Raw genomic sequence first — 25,629 nt, 5'->3', positions numbered from 1 at the left:
TACCAGGCACCTTCAGAACGCTTCTATTGACAGTGCGGGCTGCCTATCTAAGGGGAAGGCGCGGCTTTCATGCCCGCGCAATCAGCCATTTCAACAGAAAGACCACCCGTGTCCGCCATGCTCAAGATCACCCTGCCCGATGGTTCCGTGCGTGAAGTCGCGCCCGGCACTACCCCGGCGGACATTGCGGCGGCGATCGGGCCTGGTCTGGCCAAGGCCGCCATTGCCGCGCGCGTCGACGGCGAGCTGCGCGACATCACGCGCCCGCTGGAGACTGACGCGCAACTGGCGCTGGTGACGGGCAAGGATGAAGCCGATGCGCTGGAACTGGCGCGGCACGACTTTGCCCATGTGCTGGCCGAAGCGGTGCAGGCGCTGTTCCCGGGGACGCAGATCACCTTCGGCCCGTCGACCGACGACGGCTTCTATTATGACTTCGCGCCGAAAGACCACCCTTTCACCGAGGAAGACCTGCCGGCGATCGAAGCGAAGATGCGGGAGATCATCGCCGCCGACAAGCCGCTGGTGCGCGAGGTGATGGACCGCGACTCGCTGATCGCCGCCTGGCGCGCCATGGGCGAAGACTATAAGGCCGAATGGGCCGCCGAACTGCCGCAAGGCGAGGAACTGACCATCTACCGGTCGGGTGACGACTGGTACGACATGTGCCGTGGCCCACACCTCGCCTCGACGGGGAAGCTGGACCCCGCCGCCTTCAAGCTGACGCGCGTGTCGGGCGCTTACTGGCGCGGCGACCAGAAGAATGCGATGCTGTCGCGCATCTACGGCACCGGCTGGCTCAACAAGAAGCAGCTTGCCGAGCATCTCACGCGGCTGGAGGAAGCAGGCAAGCGCGACCATCGCAAGCTGGGCGCGGAGATGGACCTGTTCCACCTCCAGCAGGAAGCGCATGGCAGCGTCTTCTGGCACCCCAAGGGCTATATCATCTGGCGCCAGCTCGAATCCTATATGCGCCGCGCGATCGACGATGCCGGCTATCGCGAGGTGAAGACGCCGCAGGTGATGGATGCGCGCCAGTGGGAAGTGTCCGGCCATTGGGGCAAATATCGCGAGAATATGTTCGTCATCCCCGACGAAGTGCCCAATGTCGAGGATGAAGGGCCGCTGGTGTCGAACGATGCCGACTGGATGGCCCTGAAGCCCATGAACTGCCCGGCGCATGTCCTGATCTTCCGTCAGGGGATCAAGAGCTATCGCGACCTGCCGCTGCGCTTCTACGAAAATGGCTGCTGTCACCGCAATGAGCCGCATGGCGCGTTGCACGGCCTGATGCGCGTGCGCCAGTTCACGCAGGACGACGCGCATATCTTCTGCCGCGAGGACCAGATCGTCGAGGAAGTCCGCGCCTTCTGCGCGCTGGCCGACCGCATCTACAAGGATTTCGGCTTCACCTACTCGATCAAGCTGGCGCTGCGCCCCGAAAAGCGCTTCGGCAGCGAGGAGATGTGGGACAAGGCCGAGGAAGAGCTGCGCAACGCGGTCGCGGCGGCAGGCCTCAACACCCCCGAATTTGGCTGGGAAGAACTGCCGGGCGAAGGCGCCTTCTACGCGCCCAAGCTGGAATGGCATCTGACCGACGCGATCGGCCGTACCTGGCAGGTCGGCACGATCCAGTCCGACCGCGTGTTGCCGGAACGACTCGACGCAAGCTATGTGGGCGAGGATGGCGAACGGCACCGCCCGGTGATGCTCCACCGCGCGATCTTCGGTTCCTATGAGCGCTTCATCGGCATATTGATCGAGCATTATGCGGGCAAATTCCCGCTCTGGCTGGCGCCGGTGCAGGCGGTGGTGGCGACCATCGTGTCCGACGCCGACGATTATGCAAACCAGGCGGTGGACAAGCTACGCGCGGCCGGCATCCGCGCCGAACTCGACATCCGCAACGAGAAGATCAACTATAAGGTGCGCGAACACAGCCTGGCCAAAGTGCCCAATTTGCTGGTGGTCGGCCGCCGCGAGTCTGATGAAGGCACGGTGGCGCTGCGTGAACTGGGCAAGGAGGGACAAAGCGTCCTTTCGCTCGACGATGTCATCGCCCGTCTTGCAAAAGAGGCGCAGGCACCCGATATGCGGTGAGGCAGAAATGCCGCAAGGGTCCGTGATTCCGTTACGGCGGGATTACGGACCCCTTTCGGCTTTGTAGAAAAGCCGCTAAGAGCCGTCCGTTTTTGAAACGACCGTAGGAGATATTGCTATACGTCCCCCGATGATGCGCCGCCCGCTGGCGCCGCCGCCGAAGTCCGGCCCCCGTTATAACGAGTTCATCAACGTGCCGAAGGTGCGCGTAATCGATGATGAAGGCGAAAATCTCGGTGTGATGTTTACGCAGGAGGCGATTGAGCAAGCCTATGAGATCGGCCTCGATCTCGTGGAAGTCTCGCCGAACGCCGATCCGCCGGTCTGCAAGTTCCTGGACATCGGCAAGTTCAAGTACGAAGCCCAGAAAAAGGCGAATATCGCCCGCAAGACCCAGAAGACGCAGGAACTCAAAGAGATCAAGATGCGTCCGAACATCGACGATCATGACTATGATACGAAGATGAAGAAGGTCCATGATTTCATCGGCGACGGCGACAAGGTGAAGATCACCCTGCGTTTCCGCGGCCGCGAACTCAGCCACCAGCAGCTCGGCATGAACCTGCTCCAGCGCGTGGCGGAGAATGTCGCCGAAATCGCGAAGGTCGAAGCCTATCCACGCATGGAAGGCCGCCAGATGCTGATGGTGCTTGCGCCGAAATAAGCGCGCCATCGCGGCGCTGACAGAATGATGCGTATCGGGCGGGGTCTGGAAACAGGCGCCGCCCGATCGCTTTTGCGGCAATCGTCCGCCGCCGTCCCGTCATCCCCGCCCTATCCGTTGGGCACGATCAGATATTTCTCCCCCGTCCGCCGCGCATTATAGGTCAGCACCGCATCGCGGGTCAGCACGTCCTGTAAAGAAAGCCGCGCCTTGTAAGGGCTGGCGAAGGTGGTGGTGAGATTGTCGCGTACCCGCCGTCGCATCCGTTCCACTGTCTCGGCGCCGGCGCGCTGAAGGAACGGGGTGAGCAGCCAGCCGCCGACATTCCAGCTAAAGCCGAAGCTGCGCGTCAGCACGGTCGGCGTCGTATCGAGCGCGCCATAGATATAGGCCTGCTTCAACCGGTCGGAGCCATAGCGGCTATAGGCTGCCCCCTTGGCGAGCGCCTGTTCCATCCCATGCAATATCTGTCCGACCAGCGTGCCGCCGCCGATCGCATCGAAGGCGATGGTCGCGCCGGTCGCCTCGATCGCCGCCAGGAGCCTGTCATGGAAATCGGCCCGCGAACTGTCCAGCACATGCTCCGCGCCCAGCGCTTCAAGCGTCGCCGCCTGCGCCTGGCTGCGCACGATATTGACCAGCGGAATGCCGTCCTCCCGCGCGATACGCACCAGCATCTGGCCCAGATTGGAGGCGGCGGCGGTGTGCACGATCGCCTCATGCCCCTCGCGCCGCATCGTCTCGACAAAGCCCAGCGCGGTCATCGGATTGACGAAGGCGGACGCCCCTTCCTCCGCGCTCGCCCCGTCAGGCAACGCCATGACGGCGCGCGCATCGACCAGTCGATATTGGGCGAACATGCCACCCGGAACGCAACTCACACGCTTGCCCAGCAACGCCTGCGCTTGCGCTGCATCGCCCGCCGCAACCACCATCCCGGCGCCCTCATTGCCGACCGCCAGCGCCTGCCCTACCCGCGCAGCCATGGCACGGCGGGCGCTGTCGGGCATGGTCGCCACGATTCGACCGTCACCATAATCGGCATTTTCAACATCGGCCGGACCAAGCAACAGCCCCAGGTCCGACGGGTTGATCGGCGTAGCCTCCACCCGGATCAACAGCTCATGCCCCGTGGGCGGCGGCAGGTTTTCCTCGACCAGCTCGACGGTCAGGTGACCGTCCTCGGCCAGGGTGGACAGGATCTTGAGGCCGCGCATGTCGCCCATGGGGATGCTCCTTACCGTTTGTCAGGCAGGTAAGGCGCGGGCGCACCCAATGACAAGCCGAACAACGACAAAACGCGGCTCCCATGGGAACCGCGCTTGTCAAAAATCATGCAATGAAGGGGACCGTTCGTCCACCGGATGATCCGCGAAGGCGAATCAGAGCGCCGCGCCATGGGAAGGCGTGGTAGCCGCGATCGCGGTCGAGCTGAGCATGGGTGGTTCTTCGGGCTGGAGCAGGAACATGCCGACAGCGCCGATCGCGAACCCGCCCAGAAAGCGCAGGAACAGGTCGGATTTCAAAAACGCCATCATGGCAAACGCCTTTCTCAACAATCTCTTTTCGGCCATCTGGCCGGCGACTACGCTTCATCACCTTGCCCCTGGCTGAACCGGCCAAACCGCAAAAGCGGCTTTCGACCAATGCGGACCAGGGAAGGACGAAAAGGGCGCAGCCCGTAATTCGGTTTCTTTCCGCAACGCGCATATAGAGTGCATTGCGTCAATCGCAAGACGCTGCAGTGCGAAAAAGACCGTTTCCATTTTTTTACAGAACGGAAAAACCGGCGCTAATGCGCCGGTTTTCCTGACCGCTGGCAATGCTGGCGTCCCCTCCGTGCTGGGGAGGACGCTTCACCTCAACGCCGCACACGCCTCCTGAATGCGGGTGCAGGCCTTCTTGAGCACCTCATCTGAGGTCGCGTAGCTGATACGGAAGGCCGGGGACAGGCCGAAGGCGGCGCCATGGACGGCCGCCACCTTAGCTTCGTCCAGGAAGTAGCCGATCAACGCCTCGTCACTGTCGATCACTTGCCCTTTGAGCGTCACCTTGCCGATCACGCCGCTGGCGTCGGGATAGACGTAGAAGGCGCCTTCGGGCGTCGGACAGTCGAGGCCCGGCGCGTCGTTCAGCATGGCCACCACCATGTCGCGACGCTTGCGGAACACGGCGTTGCGTTCTTCCAGGAAGTCCTGCGGGCCGGTCAGTGCGGCGACGGCAGCGGCCTGGCTGATCGAGCAGGGATTGCTGGTCGACTGCGACTGGAGCTTGCTCATCGCCTTGATGATCCATTCCGGGCCGCCGGCAAAACCGATGCGCCAGCCGGTCATGGAGAAGGCCTTGGAGCAGCCATTGACCGTCAGCGTGCGGTCATACAGCTCCGGGCAGACCTGCGCGATGGTCGCGAAGGGCGTCGCGGCGTACCAGACATGCTCATACATGTCGTCGGTCATCACCAGCACATGGGGATGGCGCAGCAGCACATCGGCCAGCGCCTTCAGTTCATCCGCCGAATAGGCTGCGCCGGACGGGTTGGACGGCGAATTCAGCATCACCCATTTGGTGCGCGGGGTGATCGCCGCCTCAAGCTGCGCGGCGGTGATCTTGTAACCCTGACTCGCCGGACCTTCGATAAAAACCGGCTTACCGCCCGCAAAGTTCACGATGTCGGGATAGCTGACCCAATAAGGCGCCGGGATGATAACCTCGTCGCCTGCATCGACGGTGGCGACCAGCGCGTTAAACAGGGTGTGCTTACCGCCCGAATTTACGGTGATCTGGCTACGCTTGTAGACTAGGCCATTGTCGCGCTTGAACTTGAAGACGACCGCTTCCTTGACGTCGGCAGTACCGTCCACGTCGGTGTAGCGCGTCAGATTCTTGCGAATGGCCTCAATGCCCGCCTCTTTCACGAAATCGGGCGTATCGAAGTCCGGCTCGCCGGCCGACAGGCCAATAACGTCCACGCCTTCGGCTTTGAGCGCGTTCACGCGGGCGCTCATAGCGAGCGTGGCGGACGGCTGGATGCGACCGAGGGCAGCGGAAGTCTGGCTCATGGCAATAAACTCTCTGAAAAATCCCCAAGGCCCGCAATAAAAGCGGACGCGGCGTCCCTTAGTGCGCAACGGACGCAGGGGCAACCGGCCAGATGAGCGTTAATGGCTTTACGGCAGGATAGGCCTGCTATCGCGCCAGTGTCGCGGCGACCATGCCGCGCGCGGCGTTGCCGATGAAGAAGCCCCGTTCCAGGTCGTAGGGGCGCAGATCTCCCTCGACCGCTTCCCCCATGTCCATCAGGCTCTGCCGCAATATGCCCGGCAACAGCCCGCGCGACAGCGGCGGCGTCACCAGCTTGTCGCCCCGCTCGACGAACAGGGTCGAAAAACTGCCTTCGGTCAGATAGCCCGCCGCGTCGGTCATCAGCACCTCGTAGGTGCCGCCCCGCCGGAGAGCATCTCGATAGAGTGCCCGGTCCGTGGTCTTGTGTGCCAACCGCAGGTCGTCGGCGGGCGCGTTGCGCGGCACGACGGCGACCGGAACGATCCCCGGCGGCCAGCTCTGATGGTCGCGCACCTCGATCGCCAGCGCCCCGCCGCGCGACACCAGCAACCGCACCCGGCTCGCCTCGCGCAGGCGGAAGGTCGCGGCCTGAAGTTCGTTGCGCACGGCATGACGATCGAAGGCGAAGCCCATTCTATCGGCGCTGGCCTTCAGCCGCGCCAGATGCAGCTCAAGCAGCCTGATCCCCTCGTGCGGATCGAAGGCCATGGTTTCGAGCAGGTCGAACCGACCATCAGTCAAAGACATTGGAATTATTTCAAACCCCTGCGCGTCATTCCGTCAAGCCGGTGAAAGAAAGCGCCCCTTGGCCAGGCATTCCGCCCATTCGGAATGTCCTTCCGAATCCGCGACGATACCCGATCCAAGACCTAACCGACCGACTTCACTACCTTCTTCGACGCAAAGAGTGCGAATGGCAACATTGAACGCAGCGTCGCCCTCCGGATCGATCCAGCCCATGGCCCCGGTATAGACGCCACGAGCTTGCGGTTCGACCGCATCAATGATCTCCATCGCCCGCACCTTGGGCGCGCCGGTAATCGACCCGCAGGGAAAGAGCACGCGCAGCACGTCGACCGGGGACAGGCCGGGCAACACCCGCGCGCGCACGGTGGACACGAGTTGATGGACGGTCGGATAGCTCTCCACCTTGAACAGGTCGGGCACGGTCACGCTGCCCGCCTGCGACACGCGCGACAGGTCATTGCGCAACAGGTCGACGATCATCAGATTCTCGGCCCGTTGCTTGGCGTCCGCTTCCAGCCAGCGGGCATTGGCGGCATCCTCGTCCGCATCGCCTCCCCGAACCGCCGTGCCCTTCATCGGACGCGCCGTGAGCTGGCCACGCACCTGGGTGAAGAAAAGTTCGGGCGAGAAGGAAAGGATCGTCCGTTCCCCGTCCCGGATGACACCGCCATAGCCCGCCGCCGCGCGCGGCCGGATCGCGGCATAGAGCGCCATCAGATCGCCTTCGACCGCGACCTCGCAAGGGAAAGTCAGATTGACCTGATAGATGTCGCCGGCGCGGATATAATCCTGCACCTGGGCGAAGGCGGCGCGATAGGCGGCCTCGTCCACCAGCGGACACAGCGGTCCCACGCGCGCGCGGCCCGGATCGGGCAGCAGGCCAGGCAGCGCGTCGGACGCGATCAGCCGTGCCCCTTCGAACAAACCAAACCAGAGCAAGGGTGTGCGCGCCTCATCCCGCTTCCGCGCGATGGGAGCAAGCCGGTCCTCCAGCGCAAGCCCCGCCTCATAACTGATATAGCCCGCGACATGCAGCCCTTCCTCGCGCGCTTCCACAATCCGGTCGAGCGCGGGCTGCACCTCCGCCATGCTATGCGCCGCGATGATCGCGACAGGATCGCGATAGAGCCGCGCCGGCGCCGCCCCGATCAGGCGCGCATCGTCGAACAGGCAGAATGGCTCGTCGGGACCGGGGAGACGCATGGCGCTTCTTAACAGGCTTTGCACAGAGCGAAAGGGCGGGCGGAAGGGTGGGCAGAGGGGCATTGGGCAACGATGCTCTGTTGCACGGGCCACGCCATGCCCCTAACGGCGGAAGGATGCATGATCCCGCTCCAGACCGTCCGATCGGCCCGGCGATCGCCCAGGGGTTGCGCGGCCGCTGTCCGGCCTGCGGTAAGGGACGTCTGTTCGCCCGCTTCCTGAAAGCCGCGCCGACCTGCACGGCCTGCGGCCTCCACCTGGACGCGCATCAGGCGGATGATTTCCCCTCCTATATCGTGATTCTGCTCTTGGGGCATATTCTGGTGCCCTTGATGATCGAGGTGAATGCCGCCTTCGCCATTCCGATCGGCTGGCAGGCGGTGATCTGGCCCGGCCTTGCCATCCTGCTGGCGGTGGCGATGATCCAACCGGTCAAGGGCGGCGTCATCGCCTTCCAGTGGAGCCGGCGGATGGCCGGCTTCCGATAGGCGTTATTCCGGCTGGCGCAGGAAATTCAGCTCCATCGCCTCCCGTAGCGTATCGTCGATGCTGCGACGCCCCTCGGCGCCATGGGTCACGACGGTGGTGTCGCAGGTGGCAACGCAAACCCCCTTCTGAAAACCCGCCGAACTGATCGTCCAGCTCGTGCGACCGATATGGCCGATCGCGCAATGAACCTCAAAGGGATAGGGAAAGTGCGACTCCTCGATGAAGTTGAGGTTCACATTGGCCACCAGCCAGCGCACGCCCTGTTCCTGCGGATGGCGGCCCAGATGATGATGAAAGCGGATGCGCGCGGTTTCAAAGATGCCCGATATGGCCACATTGTTGATGTGGCCCATAGTATCGAGATCCTGGAACCGGGTGTCGATACTGGTAACGAAGCGGTAGGCTTCGGGGCTGAACCGCCAGGCTTCGGGTTTGGCCATATCCTGCTTTCCCTTCGGATTTTCTGTACCATTGCCATAGCCGTCAGGAGCAGTGATGCAATCGCGCCGATGAAAATGGCAAGACTGCGACCTTTTTGACACAATGGGAAAGATGCCGGTCATCGCACCGATAATAATGATAATGTCATAATAGCGTCGCCGATCCGTCAAGATGCTCACACCGCAGTGCAACATCACGCGCCTAAGCCCCCGCCGAACCAATCATCACTCAGGGTTCCAAGGGGGATTTCACCATGCGTCCGATCAACGCCCTATTGCTCGCATCCACCATGCTGGCCGCCGCGCCCGCCTTCGCCCAGGACGCACCGCCGGCAGCCGACGCGCCTGCCGACAGCACGGAGATCATCGTCTTCGGCCGGGGCGAAACCCGCCAGGTGCAGGAAATCACCAAGCGCGACATCGTCACCCTGACGCCCGGCACCAACGCGCTGAAAGCGATCGAAAAACTGCCCAGCGTCAATTTCCAGTCGGCCGACCCGTTCGGCAATTATGAATGGTCGCAGCGCGTCACCATCCGCAGCTTCAACCAGAACCAGCTCGGCTTCACCTTCGACGGCATTCCGCTGGGCGACATGAGCTATGGCAACCATAACGGTCTGCACATCACCCGCGCCATCAGCAGCGAGAATATCGGCAGCGTGCGCGTATCCCAGGGCGCCGGCTCGCTCGGCACCCAGGCGACGGGCAATCTGGGCGGCACGGTCGAAACCTTCTCCGCCGACCCGGCCGATTATCTGAGCGGCGGTTCGCTCGGCGCGCAGGGCAATCTCACCTATGGCAGCGACGAGACCTGGCGCGCCTTCGCCCGGCTGGCGCTGGGCAGCCGGGACGGGATTCGCGGCTATGTGTCCTACGGCTATGGCTCGACCAACAAATATAAGGGCCAGGGCACGCAGGACCAGCATATGGGCAACGCCAAGGTCGTGATCCCCGTGGGCGACGCGGTGGTCGACGGCTGGCTCAGCTATTCGGATCGCCGCGAGCAGGATTATCAGGACATGTCCATGTCGATGATCCGTCGCCTGGGCTGGAGCTGGGACAACACTTTCCCCGACTATGCCCGCGCGATCGACTATGCCAGCCGCCTGAACGACGTCGACCGGATCAGCAACAGCGGCGGTTCACCTTTCCCCGATGGCCTCTATGACTATAGCGGCGCGAAGGTTGCCACGGGCCAGACCTATCCCGGCAATGTCACCAGCGCGGACGACGCCTATTATGATGCGGCGGGCCTGCGCAAGGACTGGCTGGGCGCGATCGGCCTCACTACCCCGCTGGGGGAGAAGGCGACCTTCAAGATCAAGGGCTATTATCACAATAACAAGGGCATGGGCCTGTGGGCGACCCCCTATGTCCCCAGTCCCAATGGCGTGCCGATGTCGGTGCGCACCACCGAATATAGCATGGACCGGATCGGCGTGTTCGGTAGCCTCGACTATACGCTGGGCATCCAGAATCTGAGCGTCGGCGCCTGGTATGAGAATAACAAGTTCAACCAGGCCCGCCGCTTTTATGCCTTCGCGAGCCGCACCGATCCGGGCCTGTCGTTCCGCGACTATCCGAAGGATCCCTTCGCCACCCAGTGGGAATTCGACTTCACCACCGACACCTTCCAATATCATGTCCAGGACAAGATCGACTTGGGGCTAGTGACGATCAACCTTGGCTGGAAGGGGTTCAGCGTCAAGAACAAGGCCGAAGCGGTCGTGTCGTCGACCTTCCCGGAAGGCAAGATCAAGGTCGAAGACTGGTTCCAGCCGCACGCCGGCTTCGCGGTCGAACTCAGCCCCGAAGCGGAAATATTCGGCGGCTTCACCCAGGTGACGCGCGCCTTCGCCAGCGCCACCACCACCGGTCCCTTCTCGACCAACCAAGCCGGCTTCGACGCCATCAAGAATGATCTGAAACCCGAAACATCGGACACATTCGAACTGGGCCTGCGCTACAACACCCCCATCTTCAACGGCACGATTGGCGCCTATCTCGTCAACTTCCACAATCGCCTGCTGGCCGTGCAGGTAGGATCGGCGATCCAGGGTAACCCGTCGGCGCTGCAAAATGTCGGCGGCGTGCGCGCGGTCGGCGTCGAGGCGGCGGGCGATCTGAAACTGGGCGGCGGTTTCGGCCTTTACGCCAGCTACAGCTATACCGACGCCACCTATCGCGACGATGTCGTGAATGGCGACGGCACGCTGGTCGCGGCGATCAAGGACAAGACCGTGGTCGACAGCCCCAAGCATATGGCGCGCGGCGAGTTCAACTATGACGATGGCCAGCGCTTCGCCCGCGTCGGTGTCAACTATATGTCTCGCCGCTATTACAGCTACACCAACGACGCCTCGGTTCCCGGCCGGGTGCTCGTGGACGCCTCGATCGGTTATCGTTTCACCGACAAGATGGAAATCCAGCTCAACGTCACCAACCTGTTCGACAAACGCTATGTCGGCACTATCGGTTCGGGCGGCTTCGGCAATAGCGGCGATGCCCAGACCTTGCTGGTCGGCGCGCCGCAGCAATTCTTCGCCACGCTGAAGGCTGGTTTCTGACGGAACCGCTATCCCGTCACCCCGGCGGAAGCCGGGGACCAGGACCGCATAGGCTGTGGTTGCCGCCCTGGATTCCGGCCTTCGCCGGAATGACGGGCATTGCTGCTGTGATTTAACGCAGCCCAAGACATGAAATGAACCGATCATGATGATGAAAGCCCCGCTTCTCACCTCCGTCCTTGCCGCCCTGCTCCCCGGCGCGGCGCAGGCCGAACCCGTCCTCCTCATCTCGATCGACGGGCTGCGTCCCGGCGACGTGCTGGAGGCGGACAAGCGCGGCCTTTCCATCCCCAATCTGCGCCGCCTCCCGAAGGACGGCGCCCATGCCACGGGCGTGACCGGCGTGCTGCCGACGCTCACCTATCCCAGCCACACGACCCTGATGACCGGCGCCGCGCCCGCCCGGCACGGCATCGTCGCCAATAACAGCTTCGATCCCACCGGCATCAATCAGGGCGGCTGGTATTGGTATGCGCAGGACATCAAGGTGCCGACCCTGTGGGAAGCCGCGAGCAAGGCGGGCCTGTCCACCGGCAATATCCACTGGCCGGTCAGTGTCGCGGCGAAGGGCGTGACCTGGAACCTGCCGCAAATCTGGCGCACCGGCCATCCCGACGACGCCAAGCTGCTCGACGCGCTGGCGACGCCCGGCCTTAAGGCCGAGCTGGAGGCGAAGGTCGGTCAGCCCTATGCGATGGGCATCGACGAAAGCCTGCCCGGCGACCAGTTGCGCGGCCGCTTCGCCACCGCCCTGATCGCCGCGCACCAGCCGCAATTCCTGACCGTCTACCTAACCGCGCTCGACCATGAGCAGCATGAGAAAGGCCCGGACACGCCCAGCGCCCGCGCGGTGCTGGAAAAGATCGACGCGATCGTCGGCGACCTGATCGCGGCCGAGACGAAGGCGCATCCCGATGCGGTGATCGCGCTGGTCAGCGACCATGGGTTCGAAGCGGTCCACACCGCGCTCAACCTCTACCGCCCTTTCATCGACGCCGGCCTCATCACCTTGAGCAAGGATGGTAAGGTCGCCTCCTGGCTCGCCATGCCCTGGATTTCCGGCGGATCGGCCGCGATCATGCTCGCCCGCCCGGACGATGCCGCGCTCGCCGCGCGGGTGAAGGCGCTGCTCGACCGGCTGGCCGCCAATCCCGCCAACGGTATCGAACGGGTCGCCGACAGGGCAGAGGTAACAGCCATGGGCGGCAACCCGCAGGCGACCTTCACGGTCAACCTCAAGCCCGGCTTCGTCACCGACATCTATCGCGGTCCCGCCGCACCGGTCGTCGCGCCCAGCCCGGTCAAGGGGATGCACGGCTATTTCCCCGGCCCGGCCAATCTGCGCGCCACGCTGCTGCTGATGGGCAAGGGCGTGACGGCAGGCAAGGATCTGGGCCAGGTCGACATGCGCGCCATCGCGCCCACGCTCGCCCGCATCATGGGCGCAGAGCTGCCCGATGCGGAAAAGCCGCCGCTCGACCTTGGGCACTGACGCGCAACGCATCGTTTCCGCGCGCCGCGATGGACTTGGCCACGCACCCGTCATAGTTTTGCGGCCTGTTCATCCGGGGACCATCCATGCCGCAGCGCTACAGCCTTGTCGCCATCACCCTGCACTGGGCGATCGCCGCCCTGCTCGCCTTCCAACTCGCTGTCGGCTGGGCGCTTGAGGGCCTGGGCGCGCGCGGCTTTAATCTATATCAACTGCATAAGTCAGTCGGCATCACCATTCTCACACTGACCCTGGCCCGCATCGCCGTGCGCTACTGGAAACCCCGTCCCGCCAAGCTGGAAGGCGGTTGGCAGGGCGCATTGGCTTCGGGCGTGCATGTCGGCCTCTACATCTTCATGTTGGGCGCACCGCTCAGCGGCTGGGCCTTGGTCTCCACCGCGAAGGTCAAGGTGCCGACCCTGATCTTCGGCGTCCTGCCCCTCCCCCATCTGCCCCTGCCCGCCAGCAGCCATGCGTTCGCCGAAAATGGCCATGGCCTGCTCGCCCTGATAGGCGTCGCGCTCTTCCTGCTCCATGTCGCGGGTGCGCTGCGCCACCATCTGCTGATGCGCGACGGCCTGATCTGGCGCATGGTGCCGGGCCGCTCGACAACGCTACTGCTGGCGCTGCCGGCGTTGCTCCTGGTCGGCTTTGCCGCTGGCCGCGCCATCCTGCCCACCCCGCAGGCCGCGCCCGCCCCGGCGCCCGTCATCGAAGAGCCGGACAATGGAGCGGAAGCGACCAATGTCACCGAAGCGCAGGTAGCAGCGGCCAATGCGGCCGCCCCTGCCGACAATGCCGCCGCCAACGCGACCGAAACGGCCGCCGCCGCCCCGGCGCCCGCCGGCCCGCCACCCGCCTGGACCGTTCAACCCGGCGGCCGCATCGGCTTTTCGGTCGGCAATGACGGCGAAACAATCAGCGGCAGCTTTTCCAAATGGACCGCGCAGATCGTCATGGATCCCGACCATCCCGCCAGCGCCGATATCAAGGTGACGATCGACATCGCCTCGGCCAGCGTAGGCGACGCCTATAAGGACGGGATGCTGCCGGGCGACGAATTTTTCGGCGCCGCCGCGCACCCGACCGCGACCTTCGTCGCCAAGGGCGCGGAATCGACCGGCCCCAGTCGCTACCGCGCCAGCGGCACGCTGACCGTGAAGGGCGTGTCGAAGCCGCAGACGATCCGCTTCACCCTGTCCGGCAAGGACGCGACCCGCAGGGTATCGGGCAGCGCCACCGTCACCCGCAGCGCCTTTGGCGTGGGCAATGGCGACAGCAGCAAGGGGCTGACCCCGCAGGTGGCCGTGACCTTCGACTTTGCGGCGAAGCGAAAGGATTAACCACGACAGGCACTGGCCCGTCACGGCGGGAAAGGTTATGGCTTCGACACCTGACAGGCGCGGTTCAGCATCGCCTGGTTACGGGCGAGCCACAACCATCAGCGAACAGGACGATATTTGATGCGCGCGCTTCCGATCGCGTTGGCGGCAGCCAGCCTCGCCGCAGCGCCCTCCCCTGCGACGCCAACCGCTCCGGCCGCCGGATCGGGCGCCTTCATGTTCGAAACCGGCACCAGCCTGCTGGCGAAGTGCCGCAACAAGGCACCCGAATATGCGCTCGCCTGCACCGCCTACATCGTCGGCGTGGTCGATGGCATCCGCAAGGACGCCTTCATCGGCCGCGGCCGCCCGGTCTGCTGGCCCGACCGGATGAGCGCGGACGAGGCGCGGCACACCGTCGTCGCCTATCTCGAACGCTGGCCCGACCAGCGCAAGGCGCCCGCCTCCGTCCTAGTCAGTGTGGCCTTGAACGACCGCCATCCCTGCCAGAAATAGGTGGAAAGTGATTGGACCGATCATCCTGATCGGGACAAATCATTGCGCGGCGCGGCAGGGAAACCGCTATAAACTTGCCTTGAAGCCTGCGTCATCGTAGGTGCGGCCCCTATTTTATTTGAGCGAAGGAGACTCGACGTGGCGGCGAAGTGGACGCCGGAAAGCTGGCGGGAGCATAAGGGCATCCAGATGCCCTTTTATCGGGACGCAGAGGCGCTTGCCTCGGTAGAGGCCCAGCTTGGCCAGTTTCCGCCGCTCGTCTTTGCGGGCGAGGCGCGCAACCTGAAAACGGACCTGGCCAAGGTCGTCAGTGGCGAAGCCTTCCTGTTGCAAGGTGGCGACTGCGCCGAAAGTTTCGCGGAGTTCCACCCGAACAATATCCGCGACACTTTCCGCGTGCTGCTCCAGATGGCGGTCGTCCTGACCTTCGCGTCGAAGCTGCCGGTGGTGAAGGTTGGCCGCATGGCGGGCCAGTTCGCCAAGCCGCGCTCGGCCGATACCGAGACGATCGGCGGGGTCGAACTGCCCAGCTATCGCGGCGACAATGTCAACGACATCGCCTTCACCCCCGAATCGCGCGAGCCGGACCCGGAACGCATGGTCCGTGCCTATAATCAGTCGGCGGCGACGCTGAACCTGGTGCGCGCCTTCTCGACCGGCGGCTATGCCAGCCTGGAACGGGTACATGGCTGGATGCTGGATTTCATGGGCCGCAGCCCCTGGGCCACGAAGTTCGAGGCGATGGCCGACCAGATCGGTCAGGCGCTCGACTTCATGCGTGCCTGCGGCCTGTCGGCGGAAACCGTGCCCCAGCTTGGCGGCACCAGCTTCTACACCAGCCATGAAGCGCTGCTGCTGCCGTTCGAACAGGCGCTGACCCGTCAGGACAGCCTGACCGGCGACTGGTATGACACGTCCGCGCACATGCTGTGGATCGGCGACCGCACCCGCTTCGAGGGGTCGGCCCATGTCGAATATCTGCGCGGCATCGGCAATCCGATCGGGATGAAATGCGGCCCCAGCCTGGAGCCGGACGCGCTGCTGCGCCTGCTCGACATATTGAACCCCGCGCGCGAGGCGGGCCGCATCACGCTCATCACCCGCTACGGCCATGACAAGATCGAGGCCGGCCTGCCCAAGCTGGTGCGCGCGGTGCTGCGCGAAGGCCATCCGGTCGTCTGGTCCTGCGACCCGATGCACGGCAACGTCATCAAGGCGGCGAACGGCTACAAGACCCGTCCCTTCGACCGCATCTTGGCCGAAGTGCGCGGCTTCTTCGCCGTTCACCGCGCTGAAGGCAGCTTTGGCGGCGGCATTCATGCCGAAATGACCGGCCAGAACGTCACCGAATGCACGGGCGGCGCCATCGCCATCACCGACGAAGGTCTGGCCGACCGTTACCACACCCATTGCGATCCGCGCCTGAACGCGGCGCAGAGCCTGGAGCTGGCTTTCCTGCTGGCCGAAATGCTCAACGAAGAACTGAAAGAACGCCGCGCCGCGGCGTGATGAGTATGGGGGCTGGACCTGTTAGGCTCAGCCCCCGGCTCGTTGCGTAGTCACCCTACGCACTGACCGGCGCGTTGCTGCGGCATCGATGCTCACCCAATCGACCGACCTGCGGACCGAACGAATGAACCGCCTCACCAGCCTCGATATCTAGGCCAGATCGACATTCACGGTTTTAGGCGCTTCCTAAGCCGTCATGCCGGGTCAGGTCCGGCATGACGTTGGAAATGAGGCCAAGGCTTCTGCTTTAACCCGAATATCGATCCGCCCTAGTCATTCTGATGGTCAAGGTCGGCGATTTCGTCATCGATATCGCGTAGCGCGTCAGCCCGCGCTCTTTCAGGCATACGGGCTTCGGCGATCCGCATCCGGGCCGCAATCAGGTTCTTGCGCCCGGTCATCTGGCCTGCTCTTTCTGCCTGCCGGGCCTGCCTCTCAATCGCGCTCTGGCAGATGCGTACGCGGATATAGCGGCGACCATTAGCGTCCACCGTCTCGCGGTGGCTGGTGATGTCATTGCCGTCGCATCCTTCGCGGACATCAACAACGGGCACCATCCGAGCGATTTCAGCGTCCGTGGGGATACGGTGGGTTTCGACCCGGCCATCGGCATGCGTGACCGTGATTCCACCCTTTCCGCTACGGACCGTCACCGATGGTATCGGCGGGATGGGCGCAACCATGTCAGCGGCGGGCGCAACTGGCGGAATCGGCGCCAGGGGTTCAGGATGCGGCCACGGTTCTGCATGGCGGCGGGCTGCCGGTTCAGTCGGTGCCGCCGGCTCAGGGACAGCAGCCACGGCTACCGCAGCCGGAGCATTGGCCTGGGCCGGACGGGCAACCAGACCGGTCAGGCGGGCCAAGTCGGCGCTTTCCACCTTTTCGGTGATCGCCGCCATCTGCTGCGCGGCGCGGCTGCCCGACGCAGTGAGGGCCAGACCTGTGGCAGTGACCAGTGCGACCGCCGCCATGCCCCAACTGATGCGGTGCAATGACGTTTCGTGATTCGACAACATTTTCAGCCTCCCTTTGAGCGTGGCGAGACGTGTGAGATGGCAAGCGCCGGCGAACTGCCGTCCGCTGGCGGCTTTCAGGATGGCGCGGCCATAGGCATGGGCCTGGTCGCTGCCATAGAGGGCAAGGACGCGCGCATCGCAGGCGGTTTCCTGGTCGGCGCGGTAGGCACGATAGGCGATCCAGGCGACGGGATTGCACCAGTGGATGGCCAGCAACAGCAACGCGATCATATTCGCGGCCAAGTCGCGCCGCTCATGATGCGCCCGTTCATGGGCGATCGCCATGTCCTGTTCCTGCAAGTCATAGCTTAAGGCGAAATCGGCAGGCAGCACGATATAGGGCCGGAAAATACCGAAAGCGAGCGGCCCGGAAGCCTGCGAGCTGGTGACGATGCGGATGCGGCCTTCTTCACCGATCAGGGTCGCACCCGCCAATATGTGGCGACGAAAACGGACATAACCCACCATCTGCACCGCGATGAACACCACCAGCCCGGCGAGCCAGACCGCGATCACAATCTCCAGCCAGGGCAGGCCGGGCGCGGCGGCAACCGCAGCGCCGGCAGGCGCGTCCGTCAATATCGCCGGCAATCCGGCCTGATCGACCGCGAGATGCAGCGGTGACGGATCGGCCAGATCGTCGGGCAGCGACGGCATCAACATCCGCGCCAGCGGCAGCGCCCAGAGCATATAGGCCGCCCCTGCCCCCAGCCAGCGCGCCACCGGCCGTCGCAACATCATGACCAGCGCCATCAGCAAGGTGGTGGCGATCAGAGTTTCGGCCAGCCAGACGCTCATGATCTCAACCCTTTCAGGATTTCCTCAAGCTCAGCGATATCATCCGCCGTCAACTGATCCTGCTGCACCAACTGCGCGACCAGCGGCGACACTCGGCCGCCGAACAACCGGTTCACCAGCCGCCCGGATTCGCTGGCGACATAATCGTCGCGCACGACCAGCGGCCGGTAGAGAAAACGGCGGCCATCCTGGTCGGCGGCGATGACATCCTTGGCCATCAGCCGCGACAACAGGGTCTTGACCGTCTGCAGGCTCCATTCGCGTTCCGCCGCAACGCGATCAGCCACATCGTTGGCGGTCTGCGGCGCCTGTTCCCACAGCGCCTCCATCACCACCAGTTCCGCTTCGCTGATCTTCTCGCTCACTTGCCTTGACCCGATTCGTCCGGTTACAACCACAGATGTAGTCGCATCGATTACGAATGTAGTCAATAGCGGAATATCGTGAAGCCTTCAGCCGCTGGCGGAGGCCGGTCTCCGCAGGCGACCTCCACACTATAACACGGGCTTCAGCAGCGCTTCTGCGGCATTGACCGCGCAAGAAAAAGGGGCCGTCCAATGGACGACCCCTTTTCCTAATCCTCTCCCCATAACAGGGATGATTCTATAGCCGCGCCTTACTCAGCCTTCGACTGGAGATTCACCGCAGCATATTTGCCACGACGATCGACTTCCAGCTCGAAGTCGAGCCGATCGCCTTCGTTCAGCGCAGCCATGCCAGCACGCTCAACGGCACTGATGTGCACGAAGGCGTCAGGCTGGCCATCATCGCGCTGGATGAAGCCGAAGCCCTTCATCGCATTGAAGAACTTCACGGTGCCGCTGGCGCGTTCACCGGTCAACTGACGCTGCGGTCCACGATCGCCACCGCCGAAGCCGCCACGATCACCACCAAAGCCACCAGGACCAGCAGCACGCGGTTCACGAGGCGCACGCTCCGTGACCGGGAGCGGTTCCCCGTCAATCACCAGATCGGTGGCCGACACCTTGCCGCCACGATCGACCAGGGTGAAGCCGAGCGGCTGACCTTCGGCCAGGCCGGTCAGACCCGCCTGCTCAACAGCGCTGATATGGACGAACACGTCCTCACCGCCATCGTCGCGAACGATGAAGCCGAAACCCTTCTGGCCGTTGAAGAATTTGACGACGCCCTTGCCTTCGCCGACAACCTGGGCAGGCATCCCGCGACCACCGCCGCCGAAACCACCGCCAGCACCGGCACCACCGCCGAAGCCGCCGCGGCCTGCGCCGCCGCCAAAACCACCACCACCGCCTGCGCCGCCGCCGCCGCCGCCGAAGCGATCACCACCGCCGCCGAAACCGCCGCCGAAGCCACCACGATCACCACCGAAGCCACCGCGGCTGCCCTGATCGTAGAAATTGTCGTCGCCGAAACCGTCGCGCTTGTCCTTGCCGCGCCCGCCGCGGCGACCTCTATCAAAACTCATGCCCTGTTAGTCACTTTCGCTTCGCCCCAAGACAAATCGGACAAACATGTCGGGCGAATGACATGCAGAATCCACCGCAAAGGCGCGGTTTGGGAATCACTATATCAACTTTTCAGGACAGCGCGAATGATTTTCACTGTTGCGATCCCGTTCCGTTCCGCGGCTGCAAAATAGCGAATATCCGCGCAGCTCATCTCACTTTCAGGGCGGACTGCCGTGCCGCAACACTATCATAAGGCCTTGATTGCGGTGCGGCCAGTTTCGCCATAGAGGGGATGGCATGACCGTCTATTTCCATGAAGAAGATCTGCCTGCCGGCGTGCTTGCCCCCGGCCCGATCGCCGTCGACACCGAGACCATGGGCCTCATCACCCCGCGCGACCGCCTCTGCGTCGTCCAGATCAGCGATGGCAAGGGTGACGAGCATCTGGTGCGCTTCAATCCCGGCAGCGATTATGCCGCGCCCAACCTGCGCGCCGTGCTGGCTGATCCGGAGCGGCTGAAACTTTATCATTTCGGCCGGTTCGACATTGCCGCGATCCGGCATTATCTCGGCGTCGTGGCCGCCCCTGTCTATTGCACCAAGATCGCCTCGCGCCTGGTCCGCACCTATACCGACCGGCATGGTCTGAAGGAACTGGTCCGCGAATTGCTGGGCCAGGATATCAGCAAGCAGCAGCAGTCGAGCGACTGGGGCAGTCCCGTCCTGTCGGATGCGCAGAAAGATTATGCCGCATCGGACGTGCGTTACCTGCACCAGTTGAAGGCGGAACTGGACAAGCGTCTGATTCGCGAAGGCCGGATGGAATTGGCCCAGGCCTGTTTCGATTTCCTGCCGCACCGCGCCCAACTCGATCTGGCCGGCTGGCCGGAGATCGACATTTTCGCGCATATGTAAGGGAGCAACCAACGTCGCCATGTCCGTCAAGGCCGATCATCAACGCGACGTGCGCCGCCACTGGGCGCGGCCGGGCGGCAGCCATGACCGCCTGGTCAAGCTGCTCAAGAACTGGCTGCCGGTCGCGGTCGGCGTGCTGGCGGCGCTACTGGCGACGGCCCCCTTCACCGGCGGCGACAAGGTCAGCTTCGTGCTCGACAAGAACAAGGTCGATGTCGCGAGCGAACGGATGCGCGTGACCGAGGCGCTCTATCGCGGCGAGGACAGCAAGGGGCAGCCCTTTTCGCTACGCGCGGGATCAGCGGTCCAGAAAAGCTCCCGCGAACCGATCGTCAACTTGAACGACATGTCCGCCCGCATATTATTGTCGGACGGGCCAGCCGTGCTGACCGCGCAAAAGGGGCGATATAATATGGAAAGCGAGCGCGTCGCGATCGATGGGCCGGTCCAGTTCCAGGCGGCGGGAGGCTATCGCCTGACCACGCGCGATGTGGGCATCGACCTCACCACGCGCCGGATGCAAAGCGCGGGCCGGGTCGACGGGCGAATCCCGATCGGCACGTTCAGCGCCGATCATCTGGAAGCGGACATGGGCGCACGCACCGTGACGCTGAACGGTCGCGCCCGCTTGCGCATCGAACAAAATGGCCTCAAAGGGCAGAACTGATGAAACGCACTCTTCTGCTGCTGCCGATCGGATTCCTGGGCACCGCCGGCGTGATGATCGCCGGGGCGGGTGCGCAGGTCTTCAAGAATCATGACAGCAACGCCCCGGTCAACTTCACCGCCGATCGCATCGAAGTACAGGATCGCGCCGATCGTGTGGTCGTGTCCGGCAATGTCGAGGTGACGCAGGCGGGCATGACCCTGAACGCCGCGCGCATGACCGTCGCCTATCACAACCAGCCGAACAGCAACCCGGCCAGCAACAATGGTCCCGGCGGGATCGAGATCGACCGTATTGATGCATCCGGCAATGTCGTCATCGTCAAGGCGGACCAAACCGCGCGGGGCAATGTCGCCATCTACGACCTGAATGCCAAGCTCATCACCATGTTGGGCAATGTCACGCTGACCCAGGGATCGAACCGGCTGACCGGCGGCCGGCTGGTCATGGACCTCAACAGCGGACGATCGACCGTTGACGGCCGGTCCACCGGCGGCAATGGCACCTCGACCAGTTCCGGTGGGCGCGTGTCGGGCACCTTCACCGTGCCGCAGCGAAAGAATTGACCGGAAGCGAACGGCTTCACCTGCTCAATCCATAAAAAAAGCGGCCCGTATTACGAGCCGCCTTTTTATTGCAATCGAAGGCGGGTCAGTTCGCGGCGGCGACGCCATTGTCGGTCATGAGCTGGTGCAGTTCGCCAGCTTCATACATTTCCATCATGATGTCGCTGCCGCCGACAAATTCACCCTTCACATAAAGCTGGGGAATGGTCGGCCAATCGGAATAGGTCTTGATGCCCTGGCGGACCTCCTGATCCTGCAGCACGTCGACCGTGTCATAGGCAACGCCCAAATGCTCAAGGATCGCGATGGCGCGGCTTGAAAAACCGCATTGGGGGAAAAGCGGCGTGCCCTTCATGAAGAGCACCACGTCATTGCCGTTGACGATCTCGGCAATCCGCTGCTGCACGGCGTCGGTCATGCGAAAAATCCATTCCTGTCTGGTGTCCCGTAGCCACGGGCACGAAAATCTGCCGGCCCGTTAGTTGGGAACGGCGGTGGTGAGTTGCAAGGCATGGAGCACGCCCCCCATGCGCCCGCCAAGCGCGGCATAGACGGCCCGCTGCTGCGCGACGCGCGTCATGCCCCGGAAACTTTCCGACACCACGCGCGCGGCATAATGGTCGCCGTCCCCGGCAAGGTCGGTGATCTCGACCTCCGCATCGGGAAAGGCGGCCCGGATCATATCCGCAATCTCATCAGCGGCCATCGGCATGGGAAGAGCGTCCCTTACTGCGCTTCGATGAACATGCGGCGGGCGACCACAGCCTGTTCATCCAGCGCGATGCGCACGCCGGCTTCATCGATATCGATCCCCGCCGACGTCATATCGCCCAGCAGCTTGCGGATGACATCCTCATCGCCCGCTTCCTCGAAATCGGCCTGCACAACCGCCTTGGCATAGGCGTCGGTCTCTTCCGGGGTCAGGCCCATCTTCGCCGCAGCCCATTCCCCAAGCAGCCGGTTGCGCCGGGCCTGGATACGGAACTGCATTTCCTGATCGTGCGCGAACATATTTTCGAACGCCCGTTCGCGATCGTCGAAGGTGGTCATGCGTCTAAAACCTTGTGAAAACTGTATCTGTACTAATTGATAGGTAGTCGCGCGCCATTACGCAACGCCGAGCACGGGGGCAGGGACGATCCAGGGGCGTTCCTGCGCCACTTTCGCTTCATAGCTGTCGATCACATCGACTTCGCCCAGGGTCAGGCCGATTTCGTCCAGACCGCCCAGCAGGCAGTGTTTGCGAAAGGGATCAATCTCGAACCGGAAGCGGTCCTGGAACTGGGTGGTGACGGTTTGCGCCTCCAGATCGATATGGATCGGATCCGTCTTCGCGACCTCCAGCAACCGGTCCACGGCTTCCTGCGGCAGCACCACGGTCAATATGCCGTTCTTGAAGGCGTTGCCTGAGAAGATGTCGGAGAAGCTGGGTGCGATCACCACCTTGATGCCCAGGTCGCCAAGCGCCCAGGCGGCATGTTCGCGGCTGGAACCGCAGCCGAAATTGTCGCCCGCGATCAGGATGGGACTGCCGGCATAGGCGGGATCATCGAAGACATTGCCCGGTTCCTTGCGCAGCACCTCGAACGCGCCCCTGCCCAGGCCGTTGCGCGAAATCGTCTTGAGCCAATGGGCCGGGATGACGATGTCGGTGTCGACATTCTTCATCCCGAACGGATAGGCCCTGCCGTCAACGGTCGTCAGTTGCTCCATCAATGAACCTTCTTCATCTCGGCCGCCGGCGTGTCTTCGGCACGGCCCAGGGTTGCGGCCATCGCCGCACTTGCCAGCGCGCCCAGCGTCAGCAGCCAGAAAATCTTCTTCATGCGCCTATCCCCTCTTTGTTATTCAACATCGCGCGAACATCGGTCAGGCGACCGGTGATGGCCGCCGCCGCCGCCATGGCAGGCGACACCAGATGGGTGCGCGATCCCGGTCCCTGGCGGCCCATGAAATTACGGTTGCTCGTCGATGCGCAGCGCTCGCCCGCGGGCACCTTGTCCGGATTCATGCCCAGGCAGGCCGAACAACCCGGCTCACGCCATTCGAAACCGGCGTCGAGGAAGATGCGGTCCAGCCCTTCCGCCTCCGCCTGGCGCTTGACCAGGCCGGAACCGGGCACGACCATGGCATGTTTGATGCCCGCCGCGATATGACGTCCTTTCAGCAGGGCAGCGGCGGCACGCAGATCCTCGATCCGGCTGTTGGTGCAACTGCCGATGAAGACATGCTCGATCGCGACATCCTCCATCCGCTGACCGGCGGTCAGGCCCATATAGTCGAGCGACTTCTGCGCCGCGGCCTGCTTGGAAGGATCGGCGAAGCTGTGGGGATCGGGCACCACGCCGGTCACGGGGACCACATCCTCCGGGCTGGTGCCCCAGGTGACGTTGGGCACGATGTCGGCAGCATCGATGACCACGGTCTTGTCGAACATAGCCCCTTCGTCGGTGTGCAGCGTCCGCCACCAGGCGACCGCAGCATCCCAATCCGCGTCCTTGGGCGCCATCGGGCGGCCCTTGAGATAGGCAAAGGTCTTTTCGTCAGGCGCGAACAGGCCCGATCGCGCGCCCGCCTCGATCGACATGTTGGCGACGGTCAGGCGACCCTCGATCGACATGTCGCGGAAGACGGAGCCGCGATATTCCATAACATAGCCGGTGCCGCCCGCCGTGCCGATACGGCCGCAGATCGCCAGCGCCACATCCTTGGGCGTGACGCCCGGCGCCAGTTCACCATCGACCACCACGGCCATGGTCTTCGACTGCTTGAGCAGCAGCGTCTGGGTGGCGAGCACATGTTCGACCTCGCTCGTGCCGATGCCGAAGGCCAGCGCGCCCAGCGCGCCATGTGAGCTGGTGTGGCTGTCGCCGCAGACCAGCGTGGCGCCAGGAAGCGTGAACCCCTGTTCCGGACCGACGACATGGACGATGCCCTGCTCCACATCGGCGTCGCCGATCAGGCGGACGCCAAATTCAGGCGCATTCCGTTCCAGCGCGGCAAGCTGCTGCGCGCTTTCCGGATCGGCGATGGGAATGCGCTGCCCCTGCGCATCGCGGCGCGGGGTGGTGGGCAGATTATGGTCCGGCACCGCAAGGGTGAGATCGGGACGGCGCACCTTCCGTCCGGCGAGACGAAGCCCCTCAAACGCCTGCGGACTCGTCACCTCATGGACAAGGTGGCGATCGATATAGATGAGGCAGGTGCCGTCGGGACGACGCTCGACAACGTGTGCGTCCCAGATTTTTTCGTAGAGGGTGCGAGACTTAACCATAGTGTTCACCCCCTAGACCCGTAATGGCCGGGGGAAAAGGGGGTGAGCGACCGAAATCGGCTGTTTTTCCTATCTGTCAGGCAAGAATCTTACACTGCGCGATAATCTTCGAGGATATGACCCGCCGCACTGATCTCCGCTTCATGACTTTCCTCGCGCCAGGTTTCGGCCAGAGCCTCCTCCTCCCACTGCCGCATGGCGGGATGGGCCAGCATATGATCGACCCAAGCGCGAGCGACCGGGCCGACGTCCAGTCCATAGGTGCGCACGCGGAAGGCGACGGGCGCATAGAAAGCGTCGAGGGCCGTGAAATCCTTGCCGGCCAGGAAGGGACCGCCGAAGCGCTCCAGCCCCTGCTCCCACAATTCGCGCAAACGGGCGATATCCCTGTTGAGCGCAGGCGACGGCAAATGCAGATCGACACGGACACCGACGTTCATGGTGCAGTCGTTGCGCAACGCGGAAAAGCCGCTGTGCATTTCGGCGGCCGCGCATTGGGCGAAGGCGCGCGCAGCCTCATCGGCCGGCCAGACTCCCGCGTGGCGGTCGGCAAGATAGAGGATGATGCCGAGCGAATCCCAGACGGTGCGGTCTCCATCGACCAGCGCCGGCACCTGCCCGGTGGGCGAAAAGCTGCGGAACGCGGCATAGTTGGTGGCGGACGCGAAGGGTTCGATCCGATCGTCGAACGCAATGCCCAGCGCCTTCATCAGCACCCAGGGGCGCAACGACCAACTGCTATAGTTTCGATTGGCGGTGATGAGCGTATAGGACATCGGCATTCCTTCCCCGTGCAAGGTGCCCGCGCAATATCGCATCGGGTAACGGCGATATAGCCGCAACGATCCACG

General features: G+C 63.6%; 26 protein-coding genes. 11 read left to right on the top strand and 15 right to left on the bottom strand.

The genetic code is table 11. The features are described from left to right. Window positions 1-117 precede the first annotated feature (117 nt). Window positions 118-2,100 (top strand): threonine--tRNA ligase, encoded by a 1,983-nt coding sequence (thrS, locus tag MOK15_RS16325; RefSeq protein ID WP_242932797.1) that lies wholly within the window; start codon window positions 118-120, stop codon window positions 2,098-2,100. A 130-nt stretch (window positions 2,101-2,230) separates the two neighbouring features. Continuing rightward, entirely contained in the window at window positions 2,231-2,764 is a 534-nt protein-coding gene (infC, locus tag MOK15_RS16320; protein WP_242932567.1) for a translation initiation factor IF-3, read from the top strand. 110 nt (window positions 2,765-2,874) lie between these two features. Here the strand turns inward: infC and MOK15_RS16315 are convergent, their stop codons facing one another. The 5 genes from MOK15_RS16315 to pabB form a co-directional block, all read right to left on the bottom strand. Beyond that, on the bottom strand, window positions 2,875-3,990 hold the full coding sequence (locus tag MOK15_RS16315) for a zinc-binding dehydrogenase (protein ID WP_242932566.1): 1,116 nt from the start codon (window positions 3,988-3,990) through the stop codon (window positions 2,875-2,877). Between the two features lie 156 nt (window positions 3,991-4,146). Beyond that, complete coding sequence (locus MOK15_RS16310; RefSeq protein ID WP_242932565.1) at window positions 4,147-4,302, bottom strand: hypothetical protein; 156 nt, start codon at window positions 4,300-4,302, stop codon at window positions 4,147-4,149. Window positions 4,303-4,620: 318 nt separating this feature from the next. Then, window positions 4,621-5,823 carry a pyridoxal phosphate-dependent aminotransferase gene (locus MOK15_RS16305; RefSeq protein ID WP_242932564.1) on the bottom strand — a complete coding sequence of 401 codons (1,203 nt, stop codon included), beginning with the start codon at window positions 5,821-5,823 and terminating at the stop codon, window positions 4,621-4,623. Window positions 5,824-5,950: 127 nt separating this feature from the next. Beyond that, on the bottom strand, window positions 5,951-6,574 hold the full coding sequence (locus MOK15_RS16300; RefSeq protein WP_242932563.1) for an aminotransferase class IV: 624 nt from the start codon (window positions 6,572-6,574) through the stop codon (window positions 5,951-5,953). 33 nt (window positions 6,575-6,607) lie between these two features. Continuing rightward, window positions 6,608-7,777, bottom strand: coding sequence for an aminodeoxychorismate synthase component I (pabB, locus tag MOK15_RS16295; protein WP_242932562.1), 1,170 nt, complete (start codon window positions 7,775-7,777; stop codon window positions 6,608-6,610). Between the two features lie 116 nt (window positions 7,778-7,893). Between pabB and MOK15_RS16290 the strand changes: the two genes are divergently transcribed. Beyond that, entirely contained in the window at window positions 7,894-8,265 is a 372-nt protein-coding gene (locus MOK15_RS16290; protein ID WP_242932561.1) for a DUF983 domain-containing protein, read from the top strand. 3 nt (window positions 8,266-8,268) lie between these two features. Here the strand turns inward: MOK15_RS16290 and MOK15_RS16285 are convergent, their stop codons facing one another. Beyond that, window positions 8,269-8,706 (bottom strand): thioesterase family protein, encoded by a 438-nt coding sequence (locus MOK15_RS16285; RefSeq protein WP_242932560.1) that lies wholly within the window; start codon window positions 8,704-8,706, stop codon window positions 8,269-8,271. Window positions 8,707-8,960: 254 nt separating this feature from the next. Between MOK15_RS16285 and MOK15_RS16280 the strand changes: the two genes are divergently transcribed. From MOK15_RS16280 to MOK15_RS16260, 5 genes are all read left to right on the top strand, one after another. Beyond that, window positions 8,961-11,273: a TonB-dependent receptor gene (locus MOK15_RS16280; RefSeq protein WP_242932559.1), complete on the top strand. Its 2,313-nt coding sequence runs from the start codon at window positions 8,961-8,963 to the stop codon at window positions 11,271-11,273. Window positions 11,274-11,421: 148 nt separating this feature from the next. Next, window positions 11,422-12,765 (top strand): ectonucleotide pyrophosphatase/phosphodiesterase, encoded by a 1,344-nt coding sequence (locus MOK15_RS16275; RefSeq protein ID WP_242932796.1) that lies wholly within the window; start codon window positions 11,422-11,424, stop codon window positions 12,763-12,765. Window positions 12,766-12,851: 86 nt separating this feature from the next. Next, on the top strand, window positions 12,852-14,108 hold the full coding sequence (locus tag MOK15_RS16270; RefSeq protein ID WP_242932558.1) for a YceI family protein: 1,257 nt from the start codon (window positions 12,852-12,854) through the stop codon (window positions 14,106-14,108). Between the two features lie 120 nt (window positions 14,109-14,228). Next, a complete protein-coding gene (locus MOK15_RS16265) occupies window positions 14,229-14,603 on the top strand; it encodes a Rap1a/Tai family immunity protein (protein WP_242932557.1) in 375 nt (124 codons plus the stop codon). A 138-nt stretch (window positions 14,604-14,741) separates the two neighbouring features. Further along, window positions 14,742-16,112, top strand: coding sequence for a 3-deoxy-7-phosphoheptulonate synthase class II (locus MOK15_RS16260; RefSeq protein ID WP_242932556.1), 1,371 nt, complete (start codon window positions 14,742-14,744; stop codon window positions 16,110-16,112). Window positions 16,113-16,381: 269 nt separating this feature from the next. On the opposite strand, the gene MOK15_RS16255 is transcribed toward MOK15_RS16260, so the two are convergent. From MOK15_RS16255 to MOK15_RS21920, 3 genes are all read right to left on the bottom strand, one after another. Further along, window positions 16,382-17,926, bottom strand: a complete 1,545-nt coding sequence (locus MOK15_RS16255; RefSeq protein WP_242932555.1) for a M56 family metallopeptidase — start codon at window positions 17,924-17,926, stop codon at window positions 16,382-16,384. Then, on the bottom strand, window positions 17,923-18,291 hold the full coding sequence (locus tag MOK15_RS16250) for a BlaI/MecI/CopY family transcriptional regulator (RefSeq protein ID WP_242932554.1): 369 nt from the start codon (window positions 18,289-18,291) through the stop codon (window positions 17,923-17,925). Before MOK15_RS16250 ends, MOK15_RS16255 begins: the two co-directional genes overlap by 4 nt. Before the next feature lie 251 nt (window positions 18,292-18,542). Next, a complete protein-coding gene (locus MOK15_RS21920; protein ID WP_278254161.1) occupies window positions 18,543-19,373 on the bottom strand; it encodes a cold-shock protein in 831 nt (276 codons plus the stop codon). A 280-nt stretch (window positions 19,374-19,653) separates the two neighbouring features. On the opposite strand from MOK15_RS21920, the gene MOK15_RS16230 reads away from it, so the two are divergent. Genes MOK15_RS16230 through MOK15_RS16220 form a run of 3 tightly spaced genes read left to right on the top strand, consistent with a single transcriptional unit; the run spans window position 19,654 to window position 21,504 of the window. Then, complete coding sequence (locus MOK15_RS16230; protein WP_242932553.1) at window positions 19,654-20,271, top strand: ribonuclease D; 618 nt, start codon at window positions 19,654-19,656, stop codon at window positions 20,269-20,271. 19 nt (window positions 20,272-20,290) lie between these two features. Next, on the top strand, window positions 20,291-20,938 hold the full coding sequence (locus MOK15_RS16225) for an LPS export ABC transporter periplasmic protein LptC (protein WP_242932552.1): 648 nt from the start codon (window positions 20,291-20,293) through the stop codon (window positions 20,936-20,938). Beyond that, window positions 20,938-21,504, top strand: coding sequence for an LptA/OstA family protein (locus MOK15_RS16220; protein WP_242932551.1), 567 nt, complete (start codon window positions 20,938-20,940; stop codon window positions 21,502-21,504). Before MOK15_RS16225 ends, MOK15_RS16220 begins: the two co-directional genes overlap by 1 nt. Before the next feature lie 85 nt (window positions 21,505-21,589). Here the strand turns inward: MOK15_RS16220 and grxD are convergent, their stop codons facing one another. From grxD to MOK15_RS16190, 6 genes are all read right to left on the bottom strand, one after another. After that, window positions 21,590-21,922: a Grx4 family monothiol glutaredoxin gene (grxD, locus tag MOK15_RS16215; protein ID WP_242932550.1), complete on the bottom strand. Its 333-nt coding sequence runs from the start codon at window positions 21,920-21,922 to the stop codon at window positions 21,590-21,592. 60 nt (window positions 21,923-21,982) lie between these two features. Beyond that, a complete protein-coding gene (locus MOK15_RS16210; protein ID WP_242932549.1) occupies window positions 21,983-22,216 on the bottom strand; it encodes a BolA family transcriptional regulator in 234 nt (77 codons plus the stop codon). A 14-nt stretch (window positions 22,217-22,230) separates the two neighbouring features. Beyond that, entirely contained in the window at window positions 22,231-22,554 is a 324-nt protein-coding gene (locus MOK15_RS16205) for a DUF1476 domain-containing protein (RefSeq protein WP_242932548.1), read from the bottom strand. Window positions 22,555-22,611: 57 nt separating this feature from the next. Next, window positions 22,612-23,217, bottom strand: coding sequence for a 3-isopropylmalate dehydratase small subunit (leuD, locus tag MOK15_RS16200; protein WP_242932547.1), 606 nt, complete (start codon window positions 23,215-23,217; stop codon window positions 22,612-22,614). 109 nt (window positions 23,218-23,326) lie between these two features. Then, entirely contained in the window at window positions 23,327-24,778 is a 1,452-nt protein-coding gene (gene leuC, locus MOK15_RS16195; RefSeq protein ID WP_242932546.1) for a 3-isopropylmalate dehydratase large subunit, read from the bottom strand. An 89-nt stretch (window positions 24,779-24,867) separates the two neighbouring features. Further along, window positions 24,868-25,554, bottom strand: coding sequence for a glutathione S-transferase family protein (locus tag MOK15_RS16190; protein ID WP_242932545.1), 687 nt, complete (start codon window positions 25,552-25,554; stop codon window positions 24,868-24,870). Between the last annotated feature and the right edge of the window lie 75 nt (window positions 25,555-25,629).

The organism is Sphingobium sp. BYY-5, from assembly GCF_022758885.1.
GTDB lineage: Bacteria > Pseudomonadota > Alphaproteobacteria > Sphingomonadales > Sphingomonadaceae > Sphingobium.
This window is presented reverse-complemented; position numbering and strand designations above follow the sequence as displayed.

Coding starts and splice junctions, on each gene's coding strand:
- thrS (WP_242932797.1), top strand. CDS start 118: ATGCTCAAGATCACCCTGCCCGATGGTTCCGTGCGTGAAGTCGCGCCC.
- infC (WP_242932567.1), top strand. CDS start 2,231: ATGATGCGCCGCCCGCTGGCGCCGCCGCCGAAGTCCGGCCCCCGTTAT.
- MOK15_RS16315 (WP_242932566.1), bottom strand. CDS start 3,990: ATGGGCGACATGCGCGGCCTCAAGATCCTGTCCACCCTGGCCGAGGAC.
- MOK15_RS16310 (WP_242932565.1), bottom strand. CDS start 4,302: ATGATGGCGTTTTTGAAATCCGACCTGTTCCTGCGCTTTCTGGGCGGG.
- MOK15_RS16305 (WP_242932564.1), bottom strand. CDS start 5,823: ATGAGCCAGACTTCCGCTGCCCTCGGTCGCATCCAGCCGTCCGCCACG.
- MOK15_RS16300 (WP_242932563.1), bottom strand. CDS start 6,574: ATGTCTTTGACTGATGGTCGGTTCGACCTGCTCGAAACCATGGCCTTC.
- pabB (WP_242932562.1), bottom strand. CDS start 7,777: ATGCGTCTCCCCGGTCCCGACGAGCCATTCTGCCTGTTCGACGATGCG.
- MOK15_RS16290 (WP_242932561.1), top strand. CDS start 7,894: ATGCATGATCCCGCTCCAGACCGTCCGATCGGCCCGGCGATCGCCCAG.
- MOK15_RS16285 (WP_242932560.1), bottom strand. CDS start 8,706: ATGGCCAAACCCGAAGCCTGGCGGTTCAGCCCCGAAGCCTACCGCTTC.
- MOK15_RS16280 (WP_242932559.1), top strand. CDS start 8,961: ATGCGTCCGATCAACGCCCTATTGCTCGCATCCACCATGCTGGCCGCC.
- MOK15_RS16275 (WP_242932796.1), top strand. CDS start 11,422: ATGATGAAAGCCCCGCTTCTCACCTCCGTCCTTGCCGCCCTGCTCCCC.
- MOK15_RS16270 (WP_242932558.1), top strand. CDS start 12,852: ATGCCGCAGCGCTACAGCCTTGTCGCCATCACCCTGCACTGGGCGATC.
- MOK15_RS16265 (WP_242932557.1), top strand. CDS start 14,229: ATGCGCGCGCTTCCGATCGCGTTGGCGGCAGCCAGCCTCGCCGCAGCG.
- MOK15_RS16255 (WP_242932555.1), bottom strand. CDS start 17,926: ATGAGCGTCTGGCTGGCCGAAACTCTGATCGCCACCACCTTGCTGATG.
- MOK15_RS21920 (WP_278254161.1), bottom strand. CDS start 19,373: ATGAGTTTTGATAGAGGTCGCCGCGGCGGGCGCGGCAAGGACAAGCGC.
- MOK15_RS16230 (WP_242932553.1), top strand. CDS start 19,654: ATGACCGTCTATTTCCATGAAGAAGATCTGCCTGCCGGCGTGCTTGCC.
- MOK15_RS16225 (WP_242932552.1), top strand. CDS start 20,291: ATGTCCGTCAAGGCCGATCATCAACGCGACGTGCGCCGCCACTGGGCG.
- MOK15_RS16220 (WP_242932551.1), top strand. CDS start 20,938: ATGAAACGCACTCTTCTGCTGCTGCCGATCGGATTCCTGGGCACCGCC.
- grxD (WP_242932550.1), bottom strand. CDS start 21,922: ATGACCGACGCCGTGCAGCAGCGGATTGCCGAGATCGTCAACGGCAAT.
- MOK15_RS16210 (WP_242932549.1), bottom strand. CDS start 22,216: ATGCCGATGGCCGCTGATGAGATTGCGGATATGATCCGGGCCGCCTTT.
- MOK15_RS16205 (WP_242932548.1), bottom strand. CDS start 22,554: ATGACCACCTTCGACGATCGCGAACGGGCGTTCGAAAATATGTTCGCG.
- leuD (WP_242932547.1), bottom strand. CDS start 23,217: ATGGAGCAACTGACGACCGTTGACGGCAGGGCCTATCCGTTCGGGATG.
- leuC (WP_242932546.1), bottom strand. CDS start 24,778: ATGGTTAAGTCTCGCACCCTCTACGAAAAAATCTGGGACGCACACGTT.
- MOK15_RS16190 (WP_242932545.1), bottom strand. CDS start 25,554: ATGTCCTATACGCTCATCACCGCCAATCGAAACTATAGCAGTTGGTCG.